At 46.9% G+C, this 26,446-nt stretch carries 20 protein-coding genes and 2 pseudogenes; 18 read left to right on the forward strand and 4 right to left on the reverse strand.

What is annotated here, in order from left to right; genetic code table 11:
- Nucleotides 1–168 precede the first annotated feature (168 nt).
- A complete protein-coding gene (yegD, locus tag OHJ17_RS08405) occupies nt 169–1,521 on the reverse strand; it encodes a molecular chaperone (RefSeq protein WP_023317077.1) in 1,353 nt (450 codons plus the stop codon).
- 137 nt (nt 1,522–1,658) lie between these two features.
- Between yegD and alkA the strand changes: the two genes are divergently transcribed.
- The 4 genes from alkA to asmA all read left to right on the forward strand — a co-directional run bounded on the left by alkA (nt 1,659) and on the right by asmA (nt 5,813).
- Nucleotides 1,659–2,507 (forward strand): DNA-3-methyladenine glycosylase 2, encoded by an 849-nt coding sequence (gene alkA, locus OHJ17_RS08410; protein WP_023317076.1) that lies wholly within the window; start codon nt 1,659–1,661, stop codon nt 2,505–2,507.
- Nucleotides 2,508–2,621: 114 nt separating this feature from the next.
- Entirely contained in the window at nt 2,622–3,263 is a 642-nt protein-coding gene (gene udk / locus OHJ17_RS08415) for a uridine kinase (protein ID WP_002912442.1), read from the forward strand.
- Nucleotides 3,264–3,353: 90 nt separating this feature from the next.
- A complete protein-coding gene (gene dcd / locus OHJ17_RS08420; protein ID WP_004151145.1) occupies nt 3,354–3,935 on the forward strand; it encodes a dCTP deaminase in 582 nt (193 codons plus the stop codon).
- A 30-nt stretch (nt 3,936–3,965) separates the two neighbouring features.
- Nucleotides 3,966–5,813 carry an outer membrane assembly protein AsmA gene (asmA, locus tag OHJ17_RS08425; protein WP_023317075.1) on the forward strand — a complete coding sequence of 616 codons (1,848 nt, stop codon included), beginning with the start codon at nt 3,966–3,968 and terminating at the stop codon, nt 5,811–5,813.
- A gap of 637 nt (nt 5,814–6,450) precedes the next feature.
- On the opposite strand, the gene OHJ17_RS08430 is transcribed toward asmA, so the two are convergent.
- Entirely contained in the window at nt 6,451–8,034 is a 1,584-nt protein-coding gene (locus OHJ17_RS08430; RefSeq protein WP_004151147.1) for a TerC family protein, read from the reverse strand.
- Between the two features lie 764 nt (nt 8,035–8,798).
- Between OHJ17_RS08430 and galF the strand changes: the two are divergent.
- Together galF and OHJ17_RS08440 are read left to right on the forward strand one after the other, a co-directional pair.
- Nucleotides 8,799–9,772, forward strand: a pseudogene (gene galF, locus OHJ17_RS08435) (GalU regulator GalF).
- A gap of 315 nt (nt 9,773–10,087) precedes the next feature.
- Nucleotides 10,088–10,717 carry a phosphatase PAP2 family protein gene (locus tag OHJ17_RS08440; RefSeq protein ID WP_023317074.1) on the forward strand — a complete coding sequence of 210 codons (630 nt, stop codon included), beginning with the start codon at nt 10,088–10,090 and terminating at the stop codon, nt 10,715–10,717.
- 546 nt (nt 10,718–11,263) lie between these two features.
- Here the strand turns inward: OHJ17_RS08440 and OHJ17_RS08445 are convergent.
- Nucleotides 11,264–11,386 carry a hypothetical protein gene (locus OHJ17_RS08445; protein WP_020324291.1) on the reverse strand — a complete coding sequence of 41 codons (123 nt, stop codon included), beginning with the start codon at nt 11,384–11,386 and terminating at the stop codon, nt 11,264–11,266.
- Nucleotides 11,387–11,676: 290 nt separating this feature from the next.
- Here OHJ17_RS08445 and OHJ17_RS08450 point away from each other — a divergent pair, with 290 nt between their 5' ends.
- The 4 genes and pseudogenes from OHJ17_RS08450 to OHJ17_RS08465 all read left to right on the forward strand — a co-directional run.
- Nucleotides 11,677–13,110 carry a capsule assembly Wzi family protein gene (locus tag OHJ17_RS08450; protein WP_023317073.1) on the forward strand — a complete coding sequence of 478 codons (1,434 nt, stop codon included), beginning with the start codon at nt 11,677–11,679 and terminating at the stop codon, nt 13,108–13,110.
- 145 nt (nt 13,111–13,255) lie between these two features.
- Nucleotides 13,256–14,395, forward strand: a complete 1,140-nt coding sequence (locus OHJ17_RS08455; RefSeq protein WP_023317072.1) for a polysaccharide export protein — start codon at nt 13,256–13,258, stop codon at nt 14,393–14,395.
- Nucleotides 14,395–14,829 (forward strand): arsenate reductase/protein-tyrosine-phosphatase family protein, encoded by a 435-nt coding sequence (locus tag OHJ17_RS08460; protein ID WP_049025986.1) that lies wholly within the window; start codon nt 14,395–14,397, stop codon nt 14,827–14,829. Before OHJ17_RS08455 ends, OHJ17_RS08460 begins: the two co-directional genes overlap by 1 nt.
- Before the next feature lie 17 nt (nt 14,830–14,846).
- Nucleotides 14,847–15,161: pseudogene (locus tag OHJ17_RS08465) on the forward strand (Wzz/FepE/Etk N-terminal domain-containing protein); the annotation flags it as partial.
- Between the two features lie 59 nt (nt 15,162–15,220).
- On the opposite strand, the gene OHJ17_RS08470 reads toward OHJ17_RS08465, so the two are convergent.
- Entirely contained in the window at nt 15,221–16,189 is a 969-nt protein-coding gene (locus tag OHJ17_RS08470; RefSeq protein ID WP_185954916.1) for an IS5 family transposase, read from the reverse strand.
- A gap of 41 nt (nt 16,190–16,230) precedes the next feature.
- Here OHJ17_RS08470 and OHJ17_RS08475 point away from each other — a divergent pair, with 41 nt between their 5' ends.
- The 8 genes from OHJ17_RS08475 (at nt 16,231) to OHJ17_RS08510 (ending at nt 26,328) form a co-directional block, all read left to right on the forward strand.
- Complete coding sequence (locus OHJ17_RS08475) at nt 16,231–18,078, forward strand: polysaccharide biosynthesis tyrosine autokinase (protein WP_267303106.1); 1,848 nt, start codon at nt 16,231–16,233, stop codon at nt 18,076–18,078.
- A gap of 115 nt (nt 18,079–18,193) precedes the next feature.
- Nucleotides 18,194–19,621, forward strand: coding sequence for an undecaprenyl-phosphate galactose phosphotransferase WbaP (gene wbaP, locus OHJ17_RS08480; protein WP_049025985.1), 1,428 nt, complete (start codon nt 18,194–18,196; stop codon nt 19,619–19,621).
- A gap of 39 nt (nt 19,622–19,660) precedes the next feature.
- A complete protein-coding gene (locus tag OHJ17_RS08485) occupies nt 19,661–20,572 on the forward strand; it encodes a glycosyltransferase family 2 protein (protein WP_023317069.1) in 912 nt (303 codons plus the stop codon).
- Nucleotides 20,573–20,695: 123 nt separating this feature from the next.
- A complete protein-coding gene (locus OHJ17_RS08490) occupies nt 20,696–21,871 on the forward strand; it encodes an O-antigen polymerase (RefSeq protein ID WP_023317068.1) in 1,176 nt (391 codons plus the stop codon).
- A 16-nt stretch (nt 21,872–21,887) separates the two neighbouring features.
- Entirely contained in the window at nt 21,888–22,925 is a 1,038-nt protein-coding gene (locus OHJ17_RS08495) for a glycosyltransferase family 4 protein (protein WP_023317067.1), read from the forward strand.
- Nucleotides 22,926–23,001: 76 nt separating this feature from the next.
- A complete protein-coding gene (locus tag OHJ17_RS08500) occupies nt 23,002–23,919 on the forward strand; it encodes a hypothetical protein (protein WP_023317066.1) in 918 nt (305 codons plus the stop codon).
- A gap of 32 nt (nt 23,920–23,951) precedes the next feature.
- Nucleotides 23,952–25,079, forward strand: coding sequence for a glycosyltransferase family 4 protein (locus OHJ17_RS08505; protein ID WP_250950035.1), 1,128 nt, complete (start codon nt 23,952–23,954; stop codon nt 25,077–25,079).
- 382 nt (nt 25,080–25,461) lie between these two features.
- A complete protein-coding gene (locus OHJ17_RS08510; RefSeq protein WP_023317064.1) occupies nt 25,462–26,328 on the forward strand; it encodes a glycosyltransferase family 2 protein in 867 nt (288 codons plus the stop codon).
- Nucleotides 26,329–26,446: the final 118 nt, after the last annotated feature.

Raw genomic sequence — 26,446 nt, forward strand, 5'->3', positions numbered from 1 at the left:
CGCAGACGTCTGGCTACGGTATGGATAATACGCCCCCGGAAGCGGGCGAGAGTGGACAGGCCTGTCCGGACGAACAGGCCATTTTGCGTGGGAGACCAGGAATATTCCAGCGTAATCTGCAGCGCCAGGATCAGGACAGACCTGCTGCGCGGCGGCGGTGGGCTGGGGTTAGCGGAAAACCACCTGCGCCCAGCGGGCCAGCCCGGCGGTTACCGAGCCAAAATCATCGCCACCGGCCAGCGGAATCCCCGGCAACTGGGCGGTCAGCGCCTTTTTGATCAGCGGCGAGCGGGCACTGCCGCCGGTAAGATAGATCACGTCCGGGGTGGTCTGGCTGCTGTCGAGCGCGAGCTGCACCTGTTCCATAATGCGGGTCAACGGTTGATCCAGCGCGGCTTCCAGACCCTGCTGGGCGATGGCGGTGGCCAGCTCGTCCTGAATAAACGGCAGCGCGGTTTCGACGCTGGCGGCGCTGGAGAGGGCGATTTTGCTCTCTTCGGCGCTGCGCACCAGACGATAGCTGAGACGCTGGCGCCAGACCTTCAGCAGCAGAGCCACCTTGTCGGCATCCCGGGCGCTGCGCAGCAGATCGTTAAGCAGACGGCCGTTGGCGGTGCTGTAGAAATCGCTCTGCGCCGGCACGTCGTTGATGGCCACCGCGTTCCACCACGGAAGGATCGGCAGCGCGGTGCCTTTCTCCGTTTCGCCGCCCATGCCGAGGAGGGGCATCAGGCATTTGAAGGCCAGGGCAATGTCGAGGTCGTTACCGCCGATGCGGCAGCCGCTGTGGCCGAGCAGGCTCTGCTGGCGGTCGGCGCGCTCCCGCCACTGCGGGCCCATCAATAGCAAGGAACAGTCGGTGGTCCCACCGCCGATATCGACGACCAGCACCCGCTTTTCTTCATTGAGGGTCGCTTCAAAATCGAGCCCGGCGGCAACCGGTTCAAACTGGAAAACCACATCGCGGAAACCGGCGCGGAGAGCCGCCCGCTCAAGGATCCCCTGCGCCTGGGCGTTCGCGTCGTCGCCGCCGAGGCCCTGGAAGTTAATCGGTCGGCCAATCACCGCCTGGTCGATCTGCTCGGGAAGCTGGCTTTCGGCCTGCAGTTTGATGTGCAGCATCATGGCGCAGACCAGGTCTTCAAACAGGGCCACCTGCTGCGGCTTCAGCCCGCTGGCGCCGAGGAAGGATTTTGGCGATTTAACGAAGTAGACCTCTTCCGGATCTTCAACATACTGCTGCAGCGAGGCGAGACCGAACTGCACGCTGTTGCGCAGCACCTCGATGTCTTCGTCGCGGTTGGCGGCGATGGCCCGACGCAGCAGCGCCTGGTTTTCGTCGCTGTGGGTGGGGACATCATGATGGCGATAGAGCCACTCGCTGACCGCTTCGCGCGTTGGCGCGCAGAGCATCGAGGGCAGCAGGGCGCTGCCGTTTTCCAGTGTCAACAGCTGAGGGGTGTTTTCCCGCATCACGGCCACCGAACAGTTGGCGGTGCCGTAGTCAAAACCAATAAACATCGTCTGCAAAATCCCCATGCCGGTGAAGAAGGGGGGCGACTTTAGCGGATCGTCGCCAAGCCGACAACTGGAATTTAAAAGCAAGGCGCTGACGGTCAAGGGCGACTATCATTGTAACGCTATATAAAGGAGAGCTTATGGTGCTGTTACCCTGGACCCCGCCTTACGACTGGGCGTGGATGGTTGGTTTTCTGCAGGCGCGTGCCGTCGCCGGCGTCGAGCGCTTTGATGAAGGAGGCTATAGTCGCAGCTTTGGCGTTGAAGGGCATCGCGGGCTGATTCATCTGGCACCGGACGAGGAGGCGCAGGGCCTGCGGGTGAGCCTTTCCCCGGGACTGCAGCCGGTAGCGGAGATCTGCTATGCGCGAATTGGCCAGCTGTTTGATTTAGCCTGCGACCCGCGGCAGGTCGCCGGGGCGTTGGGCCCTCTGGCCGAGGCGCGGCCGGGGCTGCGCCTGCCGGGGGCGCTGGATGCCTTCGAGCAGGCGGTGCGCGCGGTGCTGGGCCAGCTGGTGAGCGTGGCGATGGCCGCACGGCTCACCGCCAAAGTGGCGGCTGGCTGGGGCGAACCGCTGGCGGAGGCGCCTGGATATGTCTTGTTCCCGACGCCAAAGGCCCTGTCCCGGGCCGATCCGCAGGCGCTGAAGGCGCTGGGGATGCCGCTGCGACGCGCGGAGGCGCTGATCCACCTCGCCCGGGCGGCGCTCAGCGGCGAGCTGCCCCTGACGGCGCCGGCGGATATCGACGCCGGGCTGCGTCAACTGCAAACCCTGCCCGGGATTGGCCGCTGGACGGCAAACTACTTTGCCCTGCGCGGCTGGCAGGCGAAAGATGTCTTTTTGCCGGATGATTACCTGATTAAACAGCGCTTTCCGGGTATGACCCCGGCCGCCATCGCCCGCTATGCCCGCCGCTGGCAGCCGATGCGATCCTACGCGCTGTTGCATATCTGGTATACCGATGACTGGGCGCCGGCGGCGGAATAGCCGCCCGGGGCGCATACCACTGGTATCGGGACGCTGAAATCCCTATAATTGCCGCGTTTGGCGGTCCGCCGCCACCCTCCATCTCTATCCAGGTTAATCAGGTCGCAAAAATTTATGACTGATATGTCCCATCAGTGCGTCATTGTAGGCATCGCCGGCGCATCGGCTTCTGGCAAAAGTCTTATCGCCAGTACTCTCTATCGCGAATTGCGTGAACAAGTTGGCGACGAACATATTGGCGTCATTCCGGAAGACAGCTATTACAAAGATCAAAGCCATCTGTCGATGGAAGAGCGCGTCAAAACCAACTATGACCACCCGAGCTCAATGGACCACAGTCTGTTGTTCCAGCATTTGCAGATGCTGAAAAGCGGCCAGCCGATTGAACTGCCGGTCTATAGCTACGTCGAGCATACCCGCACGCCGAACACCATTCACGTCGAGCCGAAGAAGGTGATTATCCTTGAAGGGATCCTGCTGCTGACCGATGCGCGTCTGCGTAACGAGCTCAACTTCTCTATTTTCGTCGACACCCCTCTCGATATTTGCCTGATGCGCCGTATTAAGCGCGACGTTAACGAGCGCGGCCGCTCCATGGACTCGGTGATGGCCCAGTATCAGAAAACCGTGCGCCCGATGTTCCTGCAGTTTATTGAACCGTCGAAGCAGTATGCCGATATCATCGTGCCGCGCGGCGGCAAAAACCGCATCGCTATTGATATTCTGAAGGCCAAAATCAGTCAGTTCTTTGAATAACCTGGCCGAATTGTGTAACGTGCAAAGAGTAGCCCTGTTGCCCTCTCCGCCGCGAAGCGTGCGGGAAGCAGCCTTATAAGGAGAAAGCCCATGCGTCTGTGTGACCGAGATATCGAAGCCTGGTTGGATGAAGGGCGACTCGCCATCAATCCGCGTCCGCCCGTTGAGCGTATTAATGGCGCGACGGTTGATGTACGGCTGGGTAATAAATTCCGCACCTTCCGTGGCCACACGGCGCCGTTTATCGATTTAAGCGGCCCGAAGGCCGAGGTCAGCGCCGCGTTGGACCGCGTGATGAGCGAAGAGATCGTCCTGCCGGAAGGGGAGGCCTTTTTCCTGCATCCGGGCGAACTGGCGCTGGCGGTGACCTACGAGTCTGTCACCCTGCCTGCCGACCTGGTAGGCTGGCTGGACGGACGCTCCTCGCTGGCGCGCCTGGGGCTGATGGTGCACGTTACCGCGCACCGTATCGATCCAGGCTGGTCCGGCTGCATCGTGCTTGAGTTCTACAACTCCGGTAAGCTGCCGCTGGCGCTGCGCCCGGGGATGCCCATCGGCGCGCTGAGCTTTGAACCGTTATCGGGCCCGGCGGCCCGGCCGTATAACCGCCGTGAAGACGCCAAATATCGCGACCAGCAGGGCGCGGTGGCGAGCCGAATCGACAAGGATTGATAACGTCAACGGGGTGTTGCTGAGGGTGCCATGAGACGAATACTGACAACGCTGATGATCCTGCTGGCGGTCATTGTCGCCGGGCTTACCTCGTTGGTATTGCTGGTCAATCCCAACGATTTTCGCGCCTATATGGTGCATGAGGTGGCAGAGCGCAGCGGTTATCAGCTTGACCTTGATGGCCCGCTGCGCTGGCACGTCTGGCCGCAGCTCAGCATTCTCAGCGGACGGATGACGCTGACCGCCAGAGGCGCCGAAGAGCCGGTGATCCGCGCCGACAATATGCGCCTCGACGTGGCGCTGCTGCCGCTGCTCTCGCATCAGCTGCAGGTGAAGCAGGTCATGCTCAAGGGCGCGGTGATCCAGCTGACCCCGAAAACCGAGGCGGTTCGCGACAGCTCAGCGCCAGTGGTGCCGCATGATAACACCCTGCCGCTGGCCCCGGAGGATCGCGGATGGTCCTACGATGTGCGTCAGCTGCAGGTGGCCGACAGCGTGCTCTTCTTCCAGCATGAGAACGGCGAGCAGGTGACCGTGCGCGATATCCGTCTGCAGATGGAGCAGGATGAGAATCACCGGGCCACCGTGGATTTCTCCGGCCGGGTGAACCGCGACCAGCGCGACCTGGAGCTGAACTTCTCCGCCACCGTGCAGGGCGGCGATTATCCGCACTCCTTAAAAGCCGACTTTACCCAGCTTAGCTGGCAGCTGCGCGGCGCCGAGCTCCCACCGGACGGCATTAATGGTCAGGGGAGTCTGCAGGCCAGCTGGCAGGAAGATGACAAGACCCTGCGTTTTGACAACCTGAATCTGATGGCTAACCGCAGCACCGTTACCGGCAGCGGCAGCGTGGTGCTGGGGGATCGCCCGGACTGGTCATTGGATCTGCACGCCACCACTCTCGATCTCGATAGTCTGCTGGCGCAAAGGTCGCCGGCGACGGACAGTAGCGCCAGTCAGCAGGGCCAGAGTCAGACGCGACCGCTGCGCCCGGTGATCGCCGACAGCGATGAGCGCGAAGATTACCAGAGCCTGCGCGGCTTCAACGGCCGAATGGCCCTGAGCGCCGACCAGCTGCAGTGGCGCGGTCTGAACTTCACCCAGGTGCAGAGCGAAATCAGCAACCAACAGGGGCTGCTGACGGTCAGCAAAATGCAGGGCAATCTTGACGGCGGGCAGCTCTCTCTCCCTGGCACCCTGGATGCCCGCGGCGACACGCCGCTGGCGACGTTCCAGCCGGCGCTGCAGAATGTTGAGATCGGTTCGCTGATCAAAGCCTTTAACTATTCCTTAAACCTGACCGGCAAGCTGTCGCTGAGCGGCGAATTTTCCGGAACGCGCATTGACGCTGATGATTTCCGTCGCCACTGGCAGGGACAGGCTCAGCTCCAGATGGCCGATACCCGCACCGAAGGGCTGAACTTCCAGCAGCTGGTGCAGCAGGCCGTGGAGCGCAGCACCAACGTGCGGGCGCAGGAAAATTACGACAATGCAACCCGCCTGGATTCCGTGAGCAGCCGGCTGACGCTGGATAACGGGCTGGTGACGCTGAACCGCCTGCAGGGGCAGTCCGACGTGATGGCGATGACCGGCGAAGGACAGCTCGATCTGCAGAAAGAGAACTGCGATATGCGCTTCAACGTGCGCGTGCTCGGCGGCTGGAAAGGGGAGGGCAAGCTTATCGACCGCCTGAAACAGACCGCTATCCCGCTGCGCATCTACGGCGAGTGGCAGTCGCTGAGCTACAGTCTGCAGGTCGATCAGATCCTGCGCAAACAGCTGCAGGATGAAGCGAAGCAGCGCCTCAACGACTGGGTTGAGCGTAATAAAGGCAGCAAAGACGGCAACGATGCCAAAAAGCTGCTTGATAAGCTGTAATTCCTACCACCGCGGCCCGGAAGTTTCCGGGCTGTGTTTATCGTCAAAGCTTAATGTCACAATGATGCCGGGTGGCGGCTGCGTCTGACCCGGCCTGGGATGTACGCAATATCATTCGTTAGCGTCGCCACTTAATGTAGGCCTGATAAGCGCAGCGCCATCAGGCAGTGTGGCAGCTACGCCTGGCCCGGTCTGGATTATACGGTGGGTGTCATCCCCCGATTAGTTCGCCATCCCGTAGGCCTGATAGGCGCAGCGCCATCAGGCAGTGTGGCGGCTACGCCTGACCCGGCCTGGATTATACGGTGGGTGTCATACCCCGATTAGTTAGCCATCCCGTAGGCCTGATAAGCGAAGCGCCATCAGGCAGTGTGGCAGCTAAGCCTGACCCGGCCTGGATTATACGGTGGGTGTCATACCCCGATTAGTTCGCCATCCCGTAGGCCTGGTAAGCGCAGCGCCATCAGGCAGTGTGGCAGCTACGCCTGACCCGGTCTGGATTATACGGTGGGTGTCATCCCCCGATTAGTTCGCCATCCCGTAGGCCTGATAAGCGCAGCGCCATCAGGCATTAAACAGGATACCTGGCTATCAATTTTACGGCCCGGGGTACCCCGGGCCGTTTTATGCCTGACGATTACACCTCATAATCCAGCTCATCCTGCTTTACCGGCGGGACGATCTGCACCTTCTGCACCCGATGGCTGTCGACCTGCAGCGTGCGCAGCGTATAACCGTCAATCTCAATGGTTTCCCCCACCTGCGGCACATGCTGCAAATACTCCATCAACAGACCGGCAACGGTGTGATACTCACGTTTATCATCCAGCGGCAGCGGAACGTACTGCACAAGGTCCTCCAGCGGCATATGGCCATTGACCGTCCACGAACCGTCCTGATGATGCTGAATATCGTGCCGGGCATCGATCTCCTCCACCTCATTGGGCAGATTACCGGCGATGGTCTCCATCACGTCGCTGAGGGTCACAATCCCCTCGACGGAGCCAAACTCATCGACCACAAAGGCAAAATGGGTGCGGGCCTGGCGGAACTGCTCGAGCGCCGAGAGGAGCGGCAGCCCCTCCGGGAAGACCAGCGGTTGACGCACCAGCGCCTGCAGATCCAGCGGCTCCTGGCGCAGGGACTGCTGGAGCAGGTCAATAACATGCACCACCCCCAGCAGATCTTCATTATCTTTCCCGCCGGTGACCACCAGACGGGTATGCTGATTTTTCTCCACCAGGCTGCGGATCTCTTCCTCCGGCGCGCTGAGGTTGATGCGCTCGATATCATGGCGCGACGTCATAATACTGCTGACGCTGCGCTGATTAAGGTTCAGCACCCGCTCAATCATCAGTCTTTCCTGCGGATTAAACAGTGGATGTTGATCCTGATCGGCGACCAGCGACGCCGTGTCAGCATCCAGTTCAGCTTTTTCTTTCTGCCCGCTCAGCAGATTCATCACCGCCTCGGTAGTGCGCTGACGCAGCGTCATATTGGCGGAGAGGAAGCGACGGCGGTTAAATTGCGCCAGCTGGTTAAGGGCTTCAATCATGACCGAGAAGCCAATGGCCGCATATAAATAGCCTTTCGGAATGATAAAGCTGAAGCCTTCAGCAATCAGGCTGAAGCCGATCATCAGCAGGAAGCTCAGACAGAGGATCACGATGGTCGGGTGGCTGTTAACGAAGCGCGTCAGCGCCTTGCTGGCCATCAGCATCAGGCTGATGGCGATAACCACCGCGGCCATCATCACCGCCAGGTGATCAACCATGCCGACGGCGGTGATCACCGAGTCGAGCGAGAAGATGGCGTCGAGCACCACGATCTGCGCCACGACGGCCCAGAATTTCGCCCCTTTGCGCTGGGTGGGGTTATCGCTGTCTTTCCCCTCCAGCCGCTCATTAAGCTCGACGGTCGCTTTAAACAGCAGAAACAGGCCGCCAAACAGCATAATTAAATCGCGGGCGCTAAAGCTGAAGTCGTGAAAAACAATCAGCGGTTTGGTCAGGGTGACCAGCCAGGAGATAGAGGCCAGCAGCAGAAGACGCATGACCATCGCCAGCATCAGGCCAGTGATCCGCGCGCGGTCGCGCTGGGCGGGAGGGAGCTTCTCGGCGAGGATAGCGATAAAGACCAGGTTATCGATACCCAACACCAGTTCGATAACCACCAGCGTGACGAGACCTGCCCAGATTGACGGATCGGCAATCCATTCCATATGTATTAAAACCTGTACGACTGCGGTATGTGTTACCACGATCTTGGATAAGATGAGTCTAAAATGCAATAACGACGCGGATATCGCCCTGCCGTGGATGGATATATTTCCAGGGGATTAAGCGAACCGATAAGAATTATGTTCCGGAAAAGAACAGTGAAAAAATAACACCATGGCGGCGACCATGGAATAAGCTTGCCGATATCAGAACTTTTTCCGCTGCGTTTCAGCGAGGGCGGCAAAAAGGCTTCCTCCCGCGGTTCGTCACGGCGAGCGCGGATGCGCAGAGCAGAAGCGAAGCGCGAAGCCCGCTCACAAAACCAGCATAATTCATATTATGAAGTGAGTGCAGAATAGGGCGGATCGCAGTTCACCGCCGCGGATTCAGGCTAATATGTCGTCATATCCGGCTGTTTATGCTGAAATATATTGCCTGGCGAAATTTATTATCTATATCTATTCTTTCCAGGCATACGCGCGGCGCGGCGCGGCGGGGCCGGCGGCCAACAGACCCCGATAGACGGGCCTCTCAGCCACATCGCGCGGCGCAAAGGAACGAGCCGCTGAATAACCTGAACGAAAATAAGATTATTCTCACTTCTGACTGTTGGTAAAAGGGAGTTGTGTGTATTCTTTTACGTGACAGTGAATTTAAGAATTTGGCGAGCAGATGCCCGGGCAGTATCCGTGTATTATCAGTTCCAATGGATTTGTGACATGTACAATTTTGCAAAACCGCGTGTTTTGCAACCAAACAGGTGAAGATGAATATGGCGAATTTGAAAGCGGTTATTCCGGTCGCAGGACTAGGCATGCATATGCTGCCGGCCACAAAGGCAATTCCAAAGGAGATGCTGCCGATCGTTGATAAGCCAATGATTCAGTACATCGTTGACGAAATCGTCGCCGCCGGGATCAAAGAGATTGTTCTGGTGACGCACTCCTCGAAGAACGCGGTGGAAAACCACTTCGACACCTCCTACGAGCTGGAAGCCCTGCTGGAACAGCGCGTGAAGCGCCAGCTGCTGGCGGAAGTGCAGGCCATTTGCCCGCCGGGCGTGACCATCATGAACGTGCGTCAGGCGCAGCCGCTGGGCCTGGGCCACTCCATCCTCTGCGCCCGCCCGGTAGTCGGCGACAACCCGTTTGTGGTGGTCCTGCCGGATATCATCCTTGACGGCGGCACCGCTGACCCGCTGCGCTATAACCTCGCCGCTATGATCGCCCGCTTTAACGAGACCGGCCGCAGCCAGGTGCTGGCGAAACGTATGCCGGGCGATCTCTCCGAATACTCCGTCATCCAGACCAAAGAGCCGATGGTGGCTGAAGGCCAGGTGGCGCGTATCGTCGAGTTTATTGAAAAACCGGACGAGCCGCAGACTCTGGACTCCGATCTGATGGCGGTGGGGCGCTACGTGCTGTCGGCGGATATCTGGGCCGAACTGGAACGTACCGAGCCGGGCGCATGGGGCCGTATCCAGCTGACCGACGCCATTGCCGAACTGGCGAAGAAGCAGTCCGTCGACGCGATGCTGATGACCGGCGAAAGCTACGACTGCGGGAAGAAAATGGGCTACATGCAGGCCTTCGTCACCTACGGGATGCGTAACCTGAAAGAAGGCGCCAAATTCCGCGAAAGCATTAAAAAACTGCTGGCCTGAGCGCCAGCCTGAAACCGAGCGGCAAGGCTGAAGCATTCGTCCTGCCGCTCATAACGTTATGCAGAAATTATTCATAACGCGAATGTTATAACGATTGTAAAGAAACGTATGGCTTCGGAGACTTCTGGTAGTTTGTCTCTGGCCTCTGTGGTGCAATGGTCGGAGTAGCGGCAATAATGCTTTATGAATAGTCACTTAGTGCGACAATTCCTAAAGCGCAGGAAAAGCGGTCAACGACAGCCAAAAATAAAACTTGACTGCGATCATGTTTCCGCTTTAAACATCTCACTTGCATGCATAAAAATGTGAAATGAATTGGCATGCGAGCTGGTACAGACATTACGGATAATCCCTGAGCACGGCAGTGGACATCATCGAAGGATCACAGGTATATGAACTGGCAACTCATCTCATTTTTTGGCGATAGCACCGTTTTGCTGCCCAGCGCAGCGGCGCTGTTTATTGTTCTGATGCTGCGTAAAACGTCGCGGTTGCTGGCGTGGCAGTGGAGTTTGCTGTTCGGCATCACCGGCGCTATCGTCTGCGCCTCCAAACTGGCCTTTATGGGCTGGGGTCTGGGTATTCGCGAGCTGGATTACACCGGCTTCAGCGGCCACTCCGCGCTCTCCGCGGCCTTCTGGCCTATCTTCCTGTGGCTGCTCAGCGCCCGTTTCTCCGCCGGTCTGCGTAAAGCGGCCGTTATTACCGGCTATGTTCTGGCCGCCGTGGTGGGCTATTCGCGGCTGGTCATCCATGCGCATTCCGTCTCGGAAGTGATTGCCGGCCTGCTGCTGGGCGCTGCTGGCAGCGCTTTGTTCCTGGTGTTGCAAAAACGTACCCCTGATCCGGAAAGCGTGAATATCTCATGGGGCGGTGTTGCATGCCTGGTGATGGTTCCGCTTATCCTGTTACATAGCGGCAGCAAAGCGCCGACTCAGTCCCTGCTGGGACAAATCGCCACCGCGGTGGGGCCGCTGGATAAACCCTTTACGCGTACCGATCTGCACAAGCAGGCCTGGTAATCGCCATTTGTTTTACAGGGGAAATTAAGTTTTCGCCGGTTAATTAGACAAATAAGAAAATAATCTACTATATACCCGGTAATTGATAATTCATATTTATGAAATAATGAAGTGCTACTACATTGTTATTGAATATTTGCCTGGATATAGCTTTGATCAGACGTTTCTTAAATGCGCTGAGACGTTACCTGATGCACATTCAATGAATATCCAGACACAGGAAACTATTAGAAATTGTAGTTGACTATAACGCCATCATCTGATTTTTGCATGATGATGAGCTATGTAAAAAGACGTTTTTTTACAGTCAGTTAGCTGCATGTGTGATGATGTAGCAGTACCGGGAAGATCTCTAACCCTGGAAATCAGTGAATAATCTTAATTGGTGACCCGCTTATTTTTTGTCAGTAGAACGACAGGTGGCATTAATTGGCAGATATTCGGTAACAACACTCCCAATTGTGACCGAAATCCCGTAAACTTAACGCCGCCAAAAATAATGGCCTGACCAATTATTCATCCACAGGTCGATAAAAATTAAGTCGTTCAGGTAGTCAGTGCGCTGGTAGCTGTTAAGCCAGGGGCGGTAGCGTCGCTGAAGCCGCTTGCTGCTGCACAGAGGTTCTCTTCAACGGCTGTAAATATCGACCCGGTCAGGATGATCATCATCAATAGATATCTATCAATTTTCTACGGATATCCTCAGAAGTTGGCCAGGAGCGGCTGCTGTTATCGCCTGGACATTAACTTTCCTGTCTCATCCATAGCCTGTAGGGTAAAATTCGCCTACATTGTGAGCTGAGTGGATGTTATAAGGCTAACAAGCAGCTTAGGGTAAATGTACTTGCCTCGCCGGTGTTGCACAGCGAAGTCAGCTGGTGCCGCGAGCGCTTTCTATCTTGGTATTCCCCTCATTCTCATTGAGATACGACAGCGGGGCTGAAAATGGATCTTGTACAATGATAAAAATTGCGCGCATTGCCGTGACGTTGGGTTTGCTTTCCTCCCTGGGAGCCCAGGCTTACGCGGCCGGGTTAGTAGTAAATGACAACGACTTGCGTAACGACCTGGCCTGGCTTTCCGATCGTGGGGTCATTCATCTGAGCCTGTCGACGTGGCCGCTAAGCCAGGAAGAGATCGCCCGGGCGCTGAAAAAGGCCAAGCCTTCCTATTCTTCTGAGCAAGTGGTCCTTGCTCGTATTAACCAGCGACTGTCTGCCTTAAAAGCCGATTTCCGGGTCACCGGTTACACTTCAACCGACCAGCCGGGCACTCCGCAGGGGTTTGGTCAGACACAGCCGGCAGATAACTCGTTAGGCCTGGCGTTCAACAACAGCGGCGAGTGGTGGGATGTCCACCTCCAGGGCAACGTCGAAGGAGGGGAGCGGATCAGCAACGGCTCGCGCTTCAACGCCAATGGCGCCTACGGCGCGGTGAAATTCTGGAACCAGTGGCTCTCCTTTGGTCAGGTTCCGCAGTGGTGGGGACCGGGCTATGAAGGCAGCCTGATCCGCGGGGATGCCATGCGGCCAATGACCGGCTTCCTGATGCAGCGGGCAGAGCAGGCGGCGCCGGAAACCTGGTGGCTGCGCTGGGTGGGGCCATGGCAGTATCAGATCTCTGCCAGCCAGATGAATCAATATACTGCGGTGCCCCATGCCAAAATTATCGGCGGACGCTTCACCTTTACACCGTTTCAGTCATTAGAATTAGGTGCATCGCGCATTATGCAGTGGGGTGGGGAAGGGCGGCCTGAGTCATTTAGCAGCTTCTGGGATGGCTTCACTGGCCATGATAATACCGGGACGGATAACGAACCGGGTAACCAGCTGGCCGGATTTGACTTTAAATTCAAACTCGAGCCGACTCTAGGGTGGCCGGTGAGTTTCTATGGGCAAATGGTCGGCGAGGATGAGTCTGGCTACCTGCCTTCCGCGAATATGTTCCTTGGTGGAGTGGAAGGGCACCACGGTTGGGGTAAAGATGCGGTGAACTGGTACGTGGAAGCGCATGATACTCGTACCAATATGAGCCGGACGAATTACAGCTATACCCACCACATCTATAAAGATGGTTATTACCAACAAGGGTATCCACTGGGGGATGCGATGGGTGGGGATGGTCAACTCATTGCCGGGAAGGTTGAGCTGATTACTGAAGATAACCAGCGCTGGAGTACGCGCATCGTTTACGCCAAGGTTAACCCGGAGAACCAGTCGATCAACAAAGCATTCCCGCATGCCGATACCTTGAAAGGTGTACAGCTAGGCTGGAGCGGGGATGTTTATCAGTCTGTTCGTCTGAATACCTCTTTGTGGTACACAAACGCTAACAACAGCGACAGCGATGACGTTGGGGCCAGCGCAGGGATAGAGATACCGTTTAGTTTATAAGGCTGAATGCTGAAAATAAGGGGAGAGCGGTGGTAGCGCTGCAGGATGCAGTCAGCTTTTCTCTCTCCGCAGGCTGGTAAGGAAGCAACGGCCATGACAGCTGCTCAGGAATTGGCAAATTTTGATTTACTGATGATGTGACATTATGAAGAAAAAAATTGTTAGATTTTCGGCATTAGCATTGGCAATTGGGTTTTTATCGGGGTGTACGATTATTCCGGGCCAGGGGTTAAACAGCCTGCGTAAGAACGTGGTGGAACTCCCGGATAGTGACTACGATCTGGATAAGCTGGTTAACGTTTACCCGATGACGCCGGGGCTGATCGATCAGTTGCGTCCGGAAGCGGTTTTAGCGCGCCCTAACCCGGAACTGGATAAGCTGCTTAGCAGCTATGAATACCGGATTGGGGTAGGTGATGTATTAATGGTCACTGTATGGGATCATCCAGAACTAACTACCCCGGCAGGCCAATACCGTAGCGCAAGTGATACGGGCAACTGGGTCAATTCAGATGGTACTATTTTCTACCCTTATATAGGTAAAGTGCAGGTGGCGGGCAAAACTTTAAGCCAAGTGCGTCAGGAGATCACTAACCGTTTGACGACCTATATTGAGAGCCCCCAGGTTGACGTCAGCATTGCAGCATTCAGATCACAGAAAGTATATGTTACGGGTGAAGTTGCAAACTCTGGAAAACAAGCAATTACGAATATCCCGTTAACGGTGATGGATGCAATCAATGCCGCAGGAGGCCTGGCTGCTGATGCAGACTGGAGAAATGTGGTTTTAACACATGATGGTAAGGATAGGAATATTTCACTTTATGCTTTAATGCAGAAAGGTGATTTGACACAGAATCATCTTTTATATCCTGGTGATATATTATTTGTACCGCGTAACGATGATCTTAAAGTTTTCGTTATGGGTGAGGTTGGTAAGCAAAGTACGCTTAAGATGGATCGTAGCGGAATGACGCTCGCTGAAGCAATTGGTAACTCAGATGGTATATCCCAGACCGTTAGCGATGCGACAGGAGTTTTTGTGATTCGCCAACTGAAAGGGGATAAACAAGGTAAGATCGCGAATATTTATCAATTAAATGCTCAAGATGCTTCAGCAATGGTTTTGGGCACCGAATTCCAGCTTCAGCCATACGATATTGTCTATGTAACCACGGCTCCGCTGGTTCGCTGGAACAGAGTTATATCACAATTGGTACCGACTATAGCTGGGGTACATGATATGACTGAAACTATTCGTTATATTAAGAGATGGCCAAACTAATGTTTGAAACAATATTAGTTGTTTGTACCGGAAATATCTGTCGTTCACCGATTGGCGAGCGTTTCTTACGGCGTACATTGCCCAATAAAAAAATTGATTCAGCGGGGACCGGGGCTTTAGTTGGGCATAGTGCTGATGATAGTGCTATAAGGGTTGCTGAAAAGTACGGTCTTTCATTAGCTGGGCATAAAGGTCGCCAATTTACCTCTTCACTTGGCCGACAGTATGATCTGATTTTGGTAATGGAGAAATCCCATCTTGAACAAATTGGACGGATTGCTCCTGAAGTCAGAGGCAAAACAATGCTGTTCGGTCAATGGCTAAACCAAAAGGAAATCCCTGATCCATACCGAAAAAGTGATGAAGCGTTTGTTTCGGTATATCAGTTAATTGAACAAGCTGGCTTACGTTGGACCGAGAAGTTGGGCTCATAATTATCAGGAATCATTGCATGTCTTCAGTTAAAAACAGAGCCGTTATTAAAGAGGCGGATGAAATCGATTTAGCACGCCTGCTAGGAGAGCTTATCGACCATAGGAAACTCATTATTTCCATTACCGCATTATTTACGCTATTTGCTCTTTTATATGCACTATTTTCCACCCCTGTATATCAGGCTGATGCACTATTGCAAGTGGAACAAAAACAAGGAAATGCAATTCTTAATGGCCTGAGTCAGATGTTACCTGACAGCCAGCCACAATCGGCACCAGAAATAGCGCTACTGCAGTCCCGTATGATTTTGGGAAAAACTGTTGATGATCTGGGGGGCTTTGTTGAATAAATCAGATTTCGGGTAAGTCTCCCCCGTAGCGGGTTGTGTTTTCAGGCAATACGCACGCTTTCAGGCATACCTGCTTTCGTCATTTTGTTCAGCGCTCGTACCAGGGCCATAGCCTCCGCAACCTGACCATCGTAGTCACGCAGTGTCAGTGAACCTCCGAACAGCTGTTTTACCCGGTACATCGCCGTTTCCGCTATCGAGCGACGGTTATAATCTGTTGTCCATTTCCACCGCGCATTACTCCCGGTCAGCCGCTGATTAGCCACTGCACGGTTACGGTCTGCATATTCACCGGGCCAGTAACCCGCGCCTTTTCGGGGCGGGATAAGCGCGCTGATTTTCTTACGCCGCAGTTCATCGTGACAGAGCCGGGTGTCGTAAGCGCCGTCTGCCGATGCTGCCCTGATTTTTCTGTGAGTCTGCCGGATAAGACCCGGGAAGGCTTCTGAGTCCGTCACATTGTTCAGCGACAGGTCTGCACAGATGATTTCATGTGTGTTGCTGTCAACTGCCAGATGCAACTTTCGCCATATACGACGGCGTTCTTTGCCGTGTTTTTTGACTTTCCATTCGCCTTCACCAAAGACCTTCAGCCCGGTGGAATCAATCACCAGATGCGCGATTTCACCTCGGGTGAACGTTTTGAAACTGACATTAACCGACTTTGCCCGCTTACTGACACTGGTGTAATCCGGGCAGCGCAACGGAACATTCATCAGTGTAAAAATGGAATCAATAAAACCCTGTGCAGCCCGCAGGGTCAGCCTGAACACGCGTTTAATGACCAGAACGGTGGTGATGGCGAGATCAGAATAGCGCTGAGGTCTTCCCCGTGATGAAGGCGTTGCCGACTCATACCAGGCCTGAATAGCTTCATCATCCAGCCAGAAAGTTATGGAGCCACGGTTGATGAGGGCTTTATTGTAGGTGGGCCAGTTGGTGATTTTGAACTTTTGCTTTGCCACGGAACGGTCTGCGTTGTCGGGAAGATGCGTGATCGGATCCTTCAACTCAGCAAAAGTTCGATTTATTCAACAAAGCCGATCTGGGGTTGCAGGCTCGAGTAGAACAGGATTATTTTCCTTTATTTGGAAAGGGCTGGGCGCGATTAACCGGTAAGCAGATAGGTAATGTGACCGTAAGCAGACTCTATTTACCTTCTGATAGTGAATTAGATATTCCGAAGCTAGAGTTAACTGTAAAGGATAAAATGCATTATAGTGTGACTTTTAACGATAAGAAGATGTCGGGAGAAGTTGGTGTTTTGTTAAATACTCATGGTATTTCTCTTAAGGTTGATAATATTGAGGCAGATTCTGGTTCGGTATTTACCATTACTTATGTGAGTAAGCTTAAGGCGATTACAGACTTGCAAGAAGTTTTCTCAGTAACTGATCAGGGAAAGGATACAGGGATGCTGAATCTGTCATTAACAGGGCCCGATCCTCGATTACTTGAGAAAATACTCACAAGCATTAGTAATAATTATTTGGCTCAAAATGTAGACCGCCAAGCTGCACAGGATGCAAAAAGTCTAGAGTTTCTTAGTGAACAGCTACCTAAAGTGCGCAACGATTTAGATATTGCAGAGGATAAACTTAATCAGTATCGACAACAAAAAGATTCAGTTGATCTCTCTTTAGAGGCAAAATCAGTACTTGAGCAGATAGTGAATGTCGATAATCAATTAAATGGATTGACCTTTAGAGAAGCAGAAATATCCCAGCTTTACACCAAGGAGCACCCTACCTATAAGGCATTACAGGAGAAACGCAAGACTTTGCAAGATGAAAAAGAAAAGCTTAATCAACGGGTCTCAGCAATGCCAAAAACGCAGCAAGAGATATTACAGTTAAGCCGTGATGTTGATTCAGGACAAGCAGTTTATATGCAGCTTTTAAACCGCCAGCAGGAGCTTAATATAGCCAAATCAAGTGCTATTGGTAATGTGAGAATTATTGATGATGCTGTTTCCCAACCGAAGCCTATAAAGCCGAAAAAGATAATAATATTATTGGGTGGTATTCTTTTAGGTGGGGTAATCTCAGTAGGGATGGTATTACTAAGAATATTTTTGCGCCAAGGGATTGAAAGCCCTGAACAGTTGGAAGAAGTAGGTATTAATGTTTATGCCAGCGTACCCATTTCGGAAGCTATCGCTAAAAGAAACGTACAATCCTTTAGGCGGAAGAAAAAAATGGAGAACGGGAACGGACATTTTTTAATTGCTGAAAACCCAGCAGATTTAGCAATCGAGGCTATCCGTGGTTTGCGTACCAGTTTACATTTTGCCATGATGGAAGCTAGAAACAATGTATTGATGATTTCCGGTGCTAGCCCGAATGCGGGGAAAACATTTATTAGTTCTAACCTCGCTGCAATAATAGCTCAAGCCGGACAGAAGGTTCTTTTGATTGATATGGATATGCGTAAAGGATACACACATAAATTATTTAATTTAAATAATGATAATGGATTGTCCGATATTTTATCCGGTAGGACCGAAATTCAAAATGCGATAAAGAATGTTTCAGTAGCGGGTATTGACTATATTTCACGAGGCATCTCTCCTCCTAATCCAGCAGAATTATTAATGCACCACCGTTTGGGTGGACTTATTGATTGGGCCAGTCAGAACTATGATATTGTTATATTAGATACCCCCCCAATTTTAGCTGTTACTGATGCTGCTATTATTGGTCATTACGCTGGTACTACGTTGCTTATTGCTAGGTTTGAGGAGAATACGGTTAAAGAAATTGAGGTTAGCTTTAAACGCTTTGAACAAAGTGGTGTTATTGTTAAAGGATGCATCCTTAATGGTGTGGTGAGAAAGGCCAGCAGCTATTATGGTTATGGCTATAATCACTATGGATATTCTTATACGGACGATAAATGAATGTGATAAGCCGGCTCATTAATGAGTTGGCTTATAATTTTTATATTTAATAAGCTCATGGCTTCTAGTATTAATTATAACATCTACAGAACATTGTATATATCGAGAGGGAAATATGATGCTCCTTGGCAGGAATTTTTTGGTCAGTGTAGCGCTTGCAATATCTGACTTTGTCAGTTTTATTATATCTATTTATCTGGCCATGGGGTTATTATCCGTTACACACGACCACAATTACCAGCTAATTGATTTTGGACAAACCCGTAGTTGGATTGCCTTACATTGGTTACTAGCTTTTTTCTGTGTTGGATGGTATTCAATGCGGTTGCGCCATTATTATTACAGGAAAACATTTTGGTTTGAATTAAAAGAAATTCTTAGAACCTTGGTAATATTTGCAATTATTGAAATTGCTGTTATTGCTTTCACTACTTGGTCATTTTCACGTTCTTTATGGGGAGTGACTTGGGTATTTATTATGTTCCTTGTACCTCTTAGTCGGATGGGAACTAAGCGAATTCTCAATATACTGGGTTATTGGGAACGTGATACTTGGATTATTGGAAGTGGGGATAATGCTCATGAGGCTTATAAAGCGATTAGCAGTGAACGAAACCTGGGACTGAATATCGTTGGTTTTATCGCTAGCGATGGAGGAGTCCCTGCAGGGAAGAGCATCGATGGCATCAGAGTTTTGGCCAATAATCAAGACTGGTTACTGACAAAAGATAGTAAAACTCAATTTATTGTGGCGGTTGAGTCTCACCAAAGTGAAATGCGTAATGCTTGGTTAAGAAATTTTATGATCAAGGGTTTTCGTTATGTATCAGTAATTCCTACTTTGCGTGGAATGCCATTAGATAGTACAGATATGTCGTTTATCTTTAGTCATGAAGTGATGATCTTTCGCGTACAGCAGAATCTGGCCAAGTTATCATCGCGTATATTAAAACGCTTATTTGATATAGCGGGCTCCATCACGATCATTATTATCTTATCACCTGCATTATTCTATATAAGTCGAAAAGTTAAACAAGATGGTGGGCCCGCTATTTATGGCCATGAGCGGATAGGTAAAGGAGGAATAACGTTCAAATGTCTCAAATTTCGCTCGATGGTAATAAACTCAAAAGAAGTACTTGAGAACTTATTAGAAAATAATGTAGAGGCAAAACAAGAATGGGATGCAACTTTTAAATTAAAAAATGATCCTCGAATCACAAAAATAGGTGGATTTTTGCGTAGGACTAGTCTCGATGAATTACCTCAGTTATTTAATGTATTAAAAGGTGAAATGAGTTTGGTAGGGCCGAGACCTATTATAACGGCTGAGCTAGAAAGATATAATGATGAAGTTGACTATTATCTTTTAAGTAAACCTGGTATGACAGGCCTCTGGCAAGTAAGTGGTCGAAGTGATGTTGATTATGAAACACGTGTGTATCTTGATGCTTGGTATGTAAAAAATTGGTCTATGTGGAACGATATTGCCATACTTTTTAAAACCATAGGTGTGGTTTTAAAGAAGGATGGTGCATACTAAAAATATATCAAATTAAATAATATGAAGAGAGCTTTCAACATGAAATATTATATAGCCATACCAACATACAACGGTGGAGAAATATGGAAATCGGCAGCATCTAGTATAAAAAAAAACGCACCAGATAACTGTTTTGTCCAAGTTATAGATTCAAGTAGTAAAGATGATACCGTATCTGTAGCTCAAAATGCTGGATTCGATGTGTTTACTATTTCTAGTGCTGACTTTAATCATGGAGGTACACGAAATTTAGCGGTTGAAAAGAATATTGCACACTACGATATTGTTATTTTCCTGACTCAAGATGCTGTTCCCCAAGCGGGTTTTGTTGAGAGAATTGTTAGGGTTTTTCAAGATGAGCGAATCGCATGTGCATATGGCCGACAGTTACCACATGAGGATGCCAATCCTCTTGCACAGCATGCAAGAAATTTTAGCTATAAAGAAGAGGATTATATTACTGGCATAGAAAATATATCGGAGATGGGGATAAAAACAGTTTTTATGTCTAATTCTTTTTCTGCATATAGGCTCTCTATCTTTAAAGAATTAGGAGGGTTTCCTTCAAATACTATTTTATGTGAAGACATGTTTTATGCGGCAAAAGTAGTTCTGGCAGGATATAAAGTCGCTTATGTATCCGATGCAATGGTTAGACATTCGCATAACTATTCACCTGTAGAGGAGTTTAAACGATATTTTGATATTGGTGTATTTCATGCGGATGAACCATGGATTCGAAATAAATTCGGAGGGGCTGGTGGAGAAGGTAGAAAATATATTATTTCTGAAATTTCATATTTAATGAAAGGAAACATAAAATATATTCCATTAGCTTTTATCAATAATTTCATGAAAATATCTGGGTATAAGTTGGGGGCGAAATATAAAATGCTTCCCCCAAGTTTAATTAAGTGTTTTAGTATGCATAAGGTGTTCTGGAAAAAATAGGTTGATTAATCAGTTTCCTATCGGACCAGATTTCGCTTGTATTAGGAAGTTATAGCTAATCTTATATTAATAAAATCATAAAAAAGAGGACGTTGCTTTGTTTTATTTAATATATGGTGATTTATGAACAAAGATATTCGAAATCGTAAGCTTTTTGTTTTAACGCTGTTTGGCTTTGGCGTTATATATTATCTCATTTTCCCTGTAATGCTTTCTTCCATTTATATGAGTGATGATCTTCCTTTAAGTAAATATCTTGGAGGATTGTTATTCAATTTTGATTACAATTCATATTATGGTTATATTGTAGCTTTCCTTATCATATTTATTTTGGGGTTAAATAGTTACCTAGGTAGGGTAAAGATTGAAGAGGAATACGCAGAAAGGGAAGCTAGGAATGATTTATTTATAGGTTTTGTATTGTTTGCAATATTCATCATACTATTAATAAATTACTATTTATTAAAGGATCAGTTATTTAAAGGTTACGCAGGTCTTAACTGGAATGAAAAAAATGAACAAAAATCTTTTATTTCTGGATTCAATGTTTTTCTTGGCGTGTTTAGTACATATTTATGGAAGTGTGACTCGAAGTTAAAATGGTTTTCTTCATTTATTACATTAACTAATTCAGTTATATTACTTGGACTTGGCGGTAGGATGTATGTTTTAGTTGTATTAATATGTATTCTTACTTATTTGATTCTTCATTTAAAGGTTAGCATCAAAAAGATACTAATTCTTTCAGCTATATCATTTGTACTTCTACTTGTTATGGGGATAGTAAGGCAAGGAGGAGAGATTAATAGAAAAGGATTGTTTTTTATTTTTATTGCTGAACCTATGTTTAATTGGCTAAGTACAGGGAGCCTATTGAAATACAATCAATTAAATTATTTTGAAATCCCTAATATTCTATTATCATCTATAGTATCTATGATACCAACTGTAGTGTGGAATGGAAAAAATGAATTTATTTCCCAACTGTCTGGGAAAGGCTCTTATTTAATTGAGAGTCCTGTAGGAGGCACAAATATTATAGCGAGTTTGATATCATCATTTGGTGTTATAGGGTCACTTATATCGATTTATGTTTTTGGTTTTTTTGGAGGGTTTCTGATAAAGAAATCATACAAAAATAGTTTTTGTTTTATGTCTCTTTGTGCATTTTGTGCCTTAATGCCATTCATGTTTTTTAGGGATAATATTATTATCTTTCAAAAAAATTTGCTTTTTAATGGGATTTTACTTCCATTTTTCATTATAAAGTGTAATAAAGTTTTTTCTCGACTTGTATAAGTTCAATGGTGACAAAATGATTATTAATTGTAGAAATTTACTAGGACATACGACAGGTGTTCAGCGTTACACTCAGAGAATTATTGATGAGTTAAAAAAAAATAATAATAAAATTATTGAAATTAGACCAAAGCAGGGAATGTCGGGTATTAAAGGTCACTTGTGGGAGCAACTAATTCTGCCACTTGAAATTATGAAGGAAAAAGAAAAAAGCTCTTTGTGGTCACCAAGCAATACAGGGCCTTTATTAATCAAAGACCAAGTAATCACTATTCATGATACAGTACCATTTGATCATCCTGAGTGGCTGAACAAGAGGTTTGTCGAATGGTATAAATATATTCAACCTAAATTAGTAAAAAAAGTTCGGCATATCATAACAATATCTGAGTTTTCTAAAGAGCGAATAATCGAACATTTAGGTGTCCCTGAGCATAAAATATCTGTTGTTTATAATGGCGTTGATCTTAATAAAAATATTACCTTTGAAAAATCGGCTCATAATAACTTCGGTAGTCTTAGTAATTATATCTTATCTGTAGGTTCTCTTGAGCCGAGAAAGAATATAGCAAATTTAATTAAGGCTTTTATCCAATTTAAGAAAGAAACAAAATCTGATATTAAGCTTGTCATCGTCGGTAAAGAGGGGGTTGGGAGAGTATTCAATACTTCAGCCTCACATACAAAAGATGTTAACAAAGATATTATTTATACTGGCCATGTCTCTGATTTTGAACTTGATTTTTTATATAAAAATGCTAAAGGGTTTTGTTATCCATCCCTTTATGAAGGTTTTGGCCTTCCGCCTTTAGAAGCGATGCTTTATGGGACACCAGTATTAACTAGTAATAATACTGCAATGAAAGAACTATGCACTGGTAGAGCCATTTTGATTGATCCTTTTTCTGTTACTGAGATTGCTGAAGGCATTGAGAGACTAATCACTAAGCCCGTAACTGAACAGCAGATATCTAGCAATATAGAATTTGCTCATTCATTGTCATGGGCTAAATGTGCAAAAGAAACGAGTAATATTTTAAATTATTGTAGATGATTCATGAAAGTATTTGGCGAGAGTGGTTTCATGTTTTTTTTATAAAAATCGCACCTCAATAAATATCGAGATATCTATGTATAAGAAAATGTATTTTTTACTTCTCTTCTTTTCTTTTTCATCATTAGCATCCGTGAAAAGCTATTCATACTGGTTTGCTCCAAATCATTACGAATTTTTACTCGATGAAAAAAGATCAAAATATTTAGGAGATTATGACATATCAGTTTTTCAGTTTTATGCTGGGTATCTTGAACGTCTAGACGATAAAATGATGAGAAATGAATTTGCCACACTAAAGAAGCACAATATAGCTATTTCTATTGAGGCACCTCCATTAGTTGTTCCAAATCTCGGTCGTGCTTCGGAAGGGTTTGGTCATAAAGATAGCATCAAAAATTTGTTGGTTAGAATCAAAAGTAATGGTGGAGATATTAAATTCATTACGATGGATGAACCTATCATGGCATGGTATAAAATGCATAATCATTCATTGAGTGACTCTGATATAAGGAAATTAGTTGAAGAATTATCTGAAGTGACTAATGATATTTATTCTATTTTCCCAAATGTTAAAATTGGAGATGTAGAACCTCTCAACCAGTTTGATGGAGATGAGGAAATGATTTTTTCATCCTTCATCGATTATTATAATAAAAGATTTGAGAATAAGCTGAGTTTTCTCCATTATGATGTTTCGTGGGGGGGGGGATGGAAATCAAAAATAAGTTCGCTCATAGGATTAGCTGATAATAAATCTATAAATACTGGGGTCATTTTTAATTCGCAAAATACTGGCGGCACTACTACATCTTGGATGCATAATGCCGAAGATAATATTGAAAGTTATAAATCGTTGAATATCCCATCACTGCAGCATATTATTGTTCAAAGTTGGAGTAAATATCCTTTGGCAATAACACCAAACGATTCTAAAACAAATTCGTATCATATGTATTTATTAGAAATTTTAGGTGCAAAAGTCACACATTAAAAGTCGATTTATGAGGTGTTTAATTGAAAATAATGGTTGTAAATACATTATATTATCCTGCACATGTTGGTGGAGCAGAAGTATCAGTACAGATTCTTTGTGAGACTCTTCTAGAACGTGGTCATGATGTGCAAGTAGTATGCCTGCATCAAGGTAAAGATCGAAAGATTGATGTTGTCAATGGCGTAAAGGTTGTTTACCTTCCATTAGATAATTTATATTGGCCTTATGATGGCAAAGAGCGAAGTAGTTTAGAAAGACTTCGCTGGCATTTGCAGGATATATATAATTATAATATGAGAGCTAGGTTGAGTAATGAAATAAAAAAATTTAGACCGGATGTCGTACATACAAATAATATTGCAGGATTCTCTGTATCTATATTTGATGCAGTAAAGTTTAGTGGTGTAAAATTGGTTCATACGGCAAGGGATTATTATTTATTGCACCCAAATTCGACTTTATTTAAGAAAGGCAAGAATCTGAAACCAACTTCTTTATCATGTAGGATTTGGGGTTTTATTAAAAAAATTAAGTCAAGGAAAGTTGATTGTTTTGTTGGTATTAGTAATTATGTTGCTAATTTACACAAAGATAATGGCTTTGCTCGAAATGCATATTTTAACACGATTTATAATCCAATCGAACCGATTAATAGATTGAAAATATTTAATCCAGATAATGTTACAATTGGATTCATAGGTAAGCTTTCAGAAGATAAAGGTTATTTTGATTTTTGCTTGTTGGCTGAAAAATTTAAAAATAAAAGTAATCTCAGTTTTTGTGCGGCAGGAAGACCCTCGGATCGAGATGAAAAACTTGTTAATTTATCCGCTAGTAAAAGCAATATAGATCTTCTTGGTTTTATTGATGTGGGTTCTTTCTTGAAACAGGTTGATGTGGTCATTTTACCTATAAAGTGGAATGAGCCTTTTGGAAGGACTGTTGCTGAGTGCGCAATTTCTGGGACTCTTGTTTTTACGAATATGCTGGGGGGAGTATCTGAAATTGCTAATTTATGCAAAAATATCAAACCAATAAGCAGCTTTAATGTCGAATTAATTAATAAACTCGACATGGGGGAGCATAGTCCTCAATATAACCCATTCAACAAGGATAAATTAGTTTCTGAGTATGAGAAAGTATATATGGGGAATTGAAATTTTTTATATATTCTATATATGTATGATTTATATAATATGCTGCCTTTAAGTTTCATTTCAACTGTCGCTGATTTGATTGTAATATAATATGTATTTATTAGTGGGAACCATAAGGATAAATTTGAAAATTTATCCTATGATACTGAAAATATTCATCTTAACACGAATTGAGTTAATAATACTTTTGCCATTGAACTATGTGAATTTAAAATCATTAGGGCTGAAATACTCTGATGAGATTGTATATAAAATGGCTGCAATATTTGAAACACACCTCATACAGGCAAAAGTAAAAATATGTGCGCGGATATTATCTATATATAACGGATATTCCGTGTCTTTATAGCTTAATGAATATAGAATCATTCAAGGGTTAGATATGAAAGTTGCTATTTTAGTTGTTATATATGATAAGCAGTTGGATGGTTCCAATACTTTAAAGTCATTACTCAACGTACGCTCAGGTAATTTATTTTTAACTATTGTTAATAATGGCCCGAATATATTGAGTCCTGATTCTGAAATTCATTTTAAGTTAAACGAAAAATTTAAAGTGGTTGAGGTGATAGAACATACTAATAATAAGCCTCTTAGTATCCTCTATAATGATTTTATAGCATCAATGGATGATGCTGATTACTATATTTTAATGGATGATGATTCTATTCTTACCGATGAATATATTTCAATGATTTCCTCTCTGGGAAAAAATGATTTTGATATACTAGTGCCAAGAATAAAATCTATCAAAGATGATTGTATATATTATCCCGTAGAGCATGGTTCGGTTATTGTAGAAGATCGAATATTAGATTCTATGAAAGTTTTTTCCATAGGTTCAGGGATGATCATTTCAAAATGCTGTGTGGAAAAAATTTTGGCATTTTTCTCAAACGTTTTTGATGAGAGATATGCTTTTTATGGTGTTGATATGAGCATTTTTCGAAGAATTCGGATAATATCAAGGAAGATAAAAGGCAATGATTTTTTGATTGTATCAAAGTCTATGGTATTACATTCTCTTTCTCGTGTAGATTCTCCTCTTACTTTCTTCAGGGCAAGTGAGAGATTAATTGATGCAGCTTTAACATTTAGAAATTATTTTAGTGTCCTAAATGCAATTGATTTTTTTAGAATTTTATTAAAATGTTTTCCTACCTTAGGACTGAATAATTCATTGAAGATTTCTTTGACAACTTTTTTTAATGGTTGCCATTTTAGAATAAAAAAATGGAATTCGAGATAGCTTTTCATAATGTCACCCCAAGACGACTAATTTGGCTTGAATGCTTTCTCACTTATAATGTTTTATGATCATTTTATAGTTTATGGATTGTATTGTCTTGAAAATAACTATGATTTTT

Origin of the sequence: Klebsiella sp. KP20-425-1 (genome assembly GCF_025813515.1) — a bacterium.
Classification (GTDB): Bacteria; Pseudomonadota; Gammaproteobacteria; order Enterobacterales; family Enterobacteriaceae; genus Klebsiella; species Klebsiella pneumoniae.

Excerpts from the sequence above, each read along its gene's own strand:
- alkA (WP_023317076.1), top strand. The coding sequence starts at position 1,659 with ATGGTGCTGTTACCCTGGACCCCGCCTTACGACTGGGCGTGGATGGTT.
- OHJ17_RS08460 (WP_049025986.1), top strand. The coding sequence starts at position 14,395 with ATGTTTGAAACAATATTAGTTGTTTGTACCGGAAATATCTGTCGTTCA.
- OHJ17_RS08510 (WP_023317064.1), top strand. The coding sequence starts at position 25,462 with ATGAAAGTTGCTATTTTAGTTGTTATATATGATAAGCAGTTGGATGGT.
- OHJ17_RS08455 (WP_023317072.1), top strand. The coding sequence starts at position 13,256 with ATGAAGAAAAAAATTGTTAGATTTTCGGCATTAGCATTGGCAATTGGG.
- dcd (WP_004151145.1), top strand. The coding sequence starts at position 3,354 with ATGCGTCTGTGTGACCGAGATATCGAAGCCTGGTTGGATGAAGGGCGA.
- OHJ17_RS08500 (WP_023317066.1), top strand. The coding sequence starts at position 23,002 with ATGTATAAGAAAATGTATTTTTTACTTCTCTTCTTTTCTTTTTCATCA.
- OHJ17_RS08450 (WP_023317073.1), top strand. The coding sequence starts at position 11,677 with ATGATAAAAATTGCGCGCATTGCCGTGACGTTGGGTTTGCTTTCCTCC.
- asmA (WP_023317075.1), top strand. The coding sequence starts at position 3,966 with ATGAGACGAATACTGACAACGCTGATGATCCTGCTGGCGGTCATTGTC.
- OHJ17_RS08445 (WP_020324291.1), bottom strand. The coding sequence starts at position 11,386 with ATGATGATCATCCTGACCGGGTCGATATTTACAGCCGTTGAAGAGAAC.
- yegD (WP_023317077.1), bottom strand. The coding sequence starts at position 1,521 with ATGTTTATTGGTTTTGACTACGGCACCGCCAACTGTTCGGTGGCCGTG.
- wbaP (WP_049025985.1), top strand. The coding sequence starts at position 18,194 with ATGATGCTCCTTGGCAGGAATTTTTTGGTCAGTGTAGCGCTTGCAATA.
- OHJ17_RS08505 (WP_250950035.1), top strand. The coding sequence starts at position 23,952 with ATGGTTGTAAATACATTATATTATCCTGCACATGTTGGTGGAGCAGAA.
- OHJ17_RS08495 (WP_023317067.1), top strand. The coding sequence starts at position 21,888 with ATGATTATTAATTGTAGAAATTTACTAGGACATACGACAGGTGTTCAG.
- OHJ17_RS08485 (WP_023317069.1), top strand. The coding sequence starts at position 19,661 with ATGAAATATTATATAGCCATACCAACATACAACGGTGGAGAAATATGG.
- OHJ17_RS08440 (WP_023317074.1), top strand. The coding sequence starts at position 10,088 with ATGAACTGGCAACTCATCTCATTTTTTGGCGATAGCACCGTTTTGCTG.
- udk (WP_002912442.1), top strand. The coding sequence starts at position 2,622 with ATGACTGATATGTCCCATCAGTGCGTCATTGTAGGCATCGCCGGCGCA.
- OHJ17_RS08430 (WP_004151147.1), bottom strand. The coding sequence starts at position 8,034 with ATGGAATGGATTGCCGATCCGTCAATCTGGGCAGGTCTCGTCACGCTG.
- OHJ17_RS08490 (WP_023317068.1), top strand. The coding sequence starts at position 20,696 with ATGAACAAAGATATTCGAAATCGTAAGCTTTTTGTTTTAACGCTGTTT.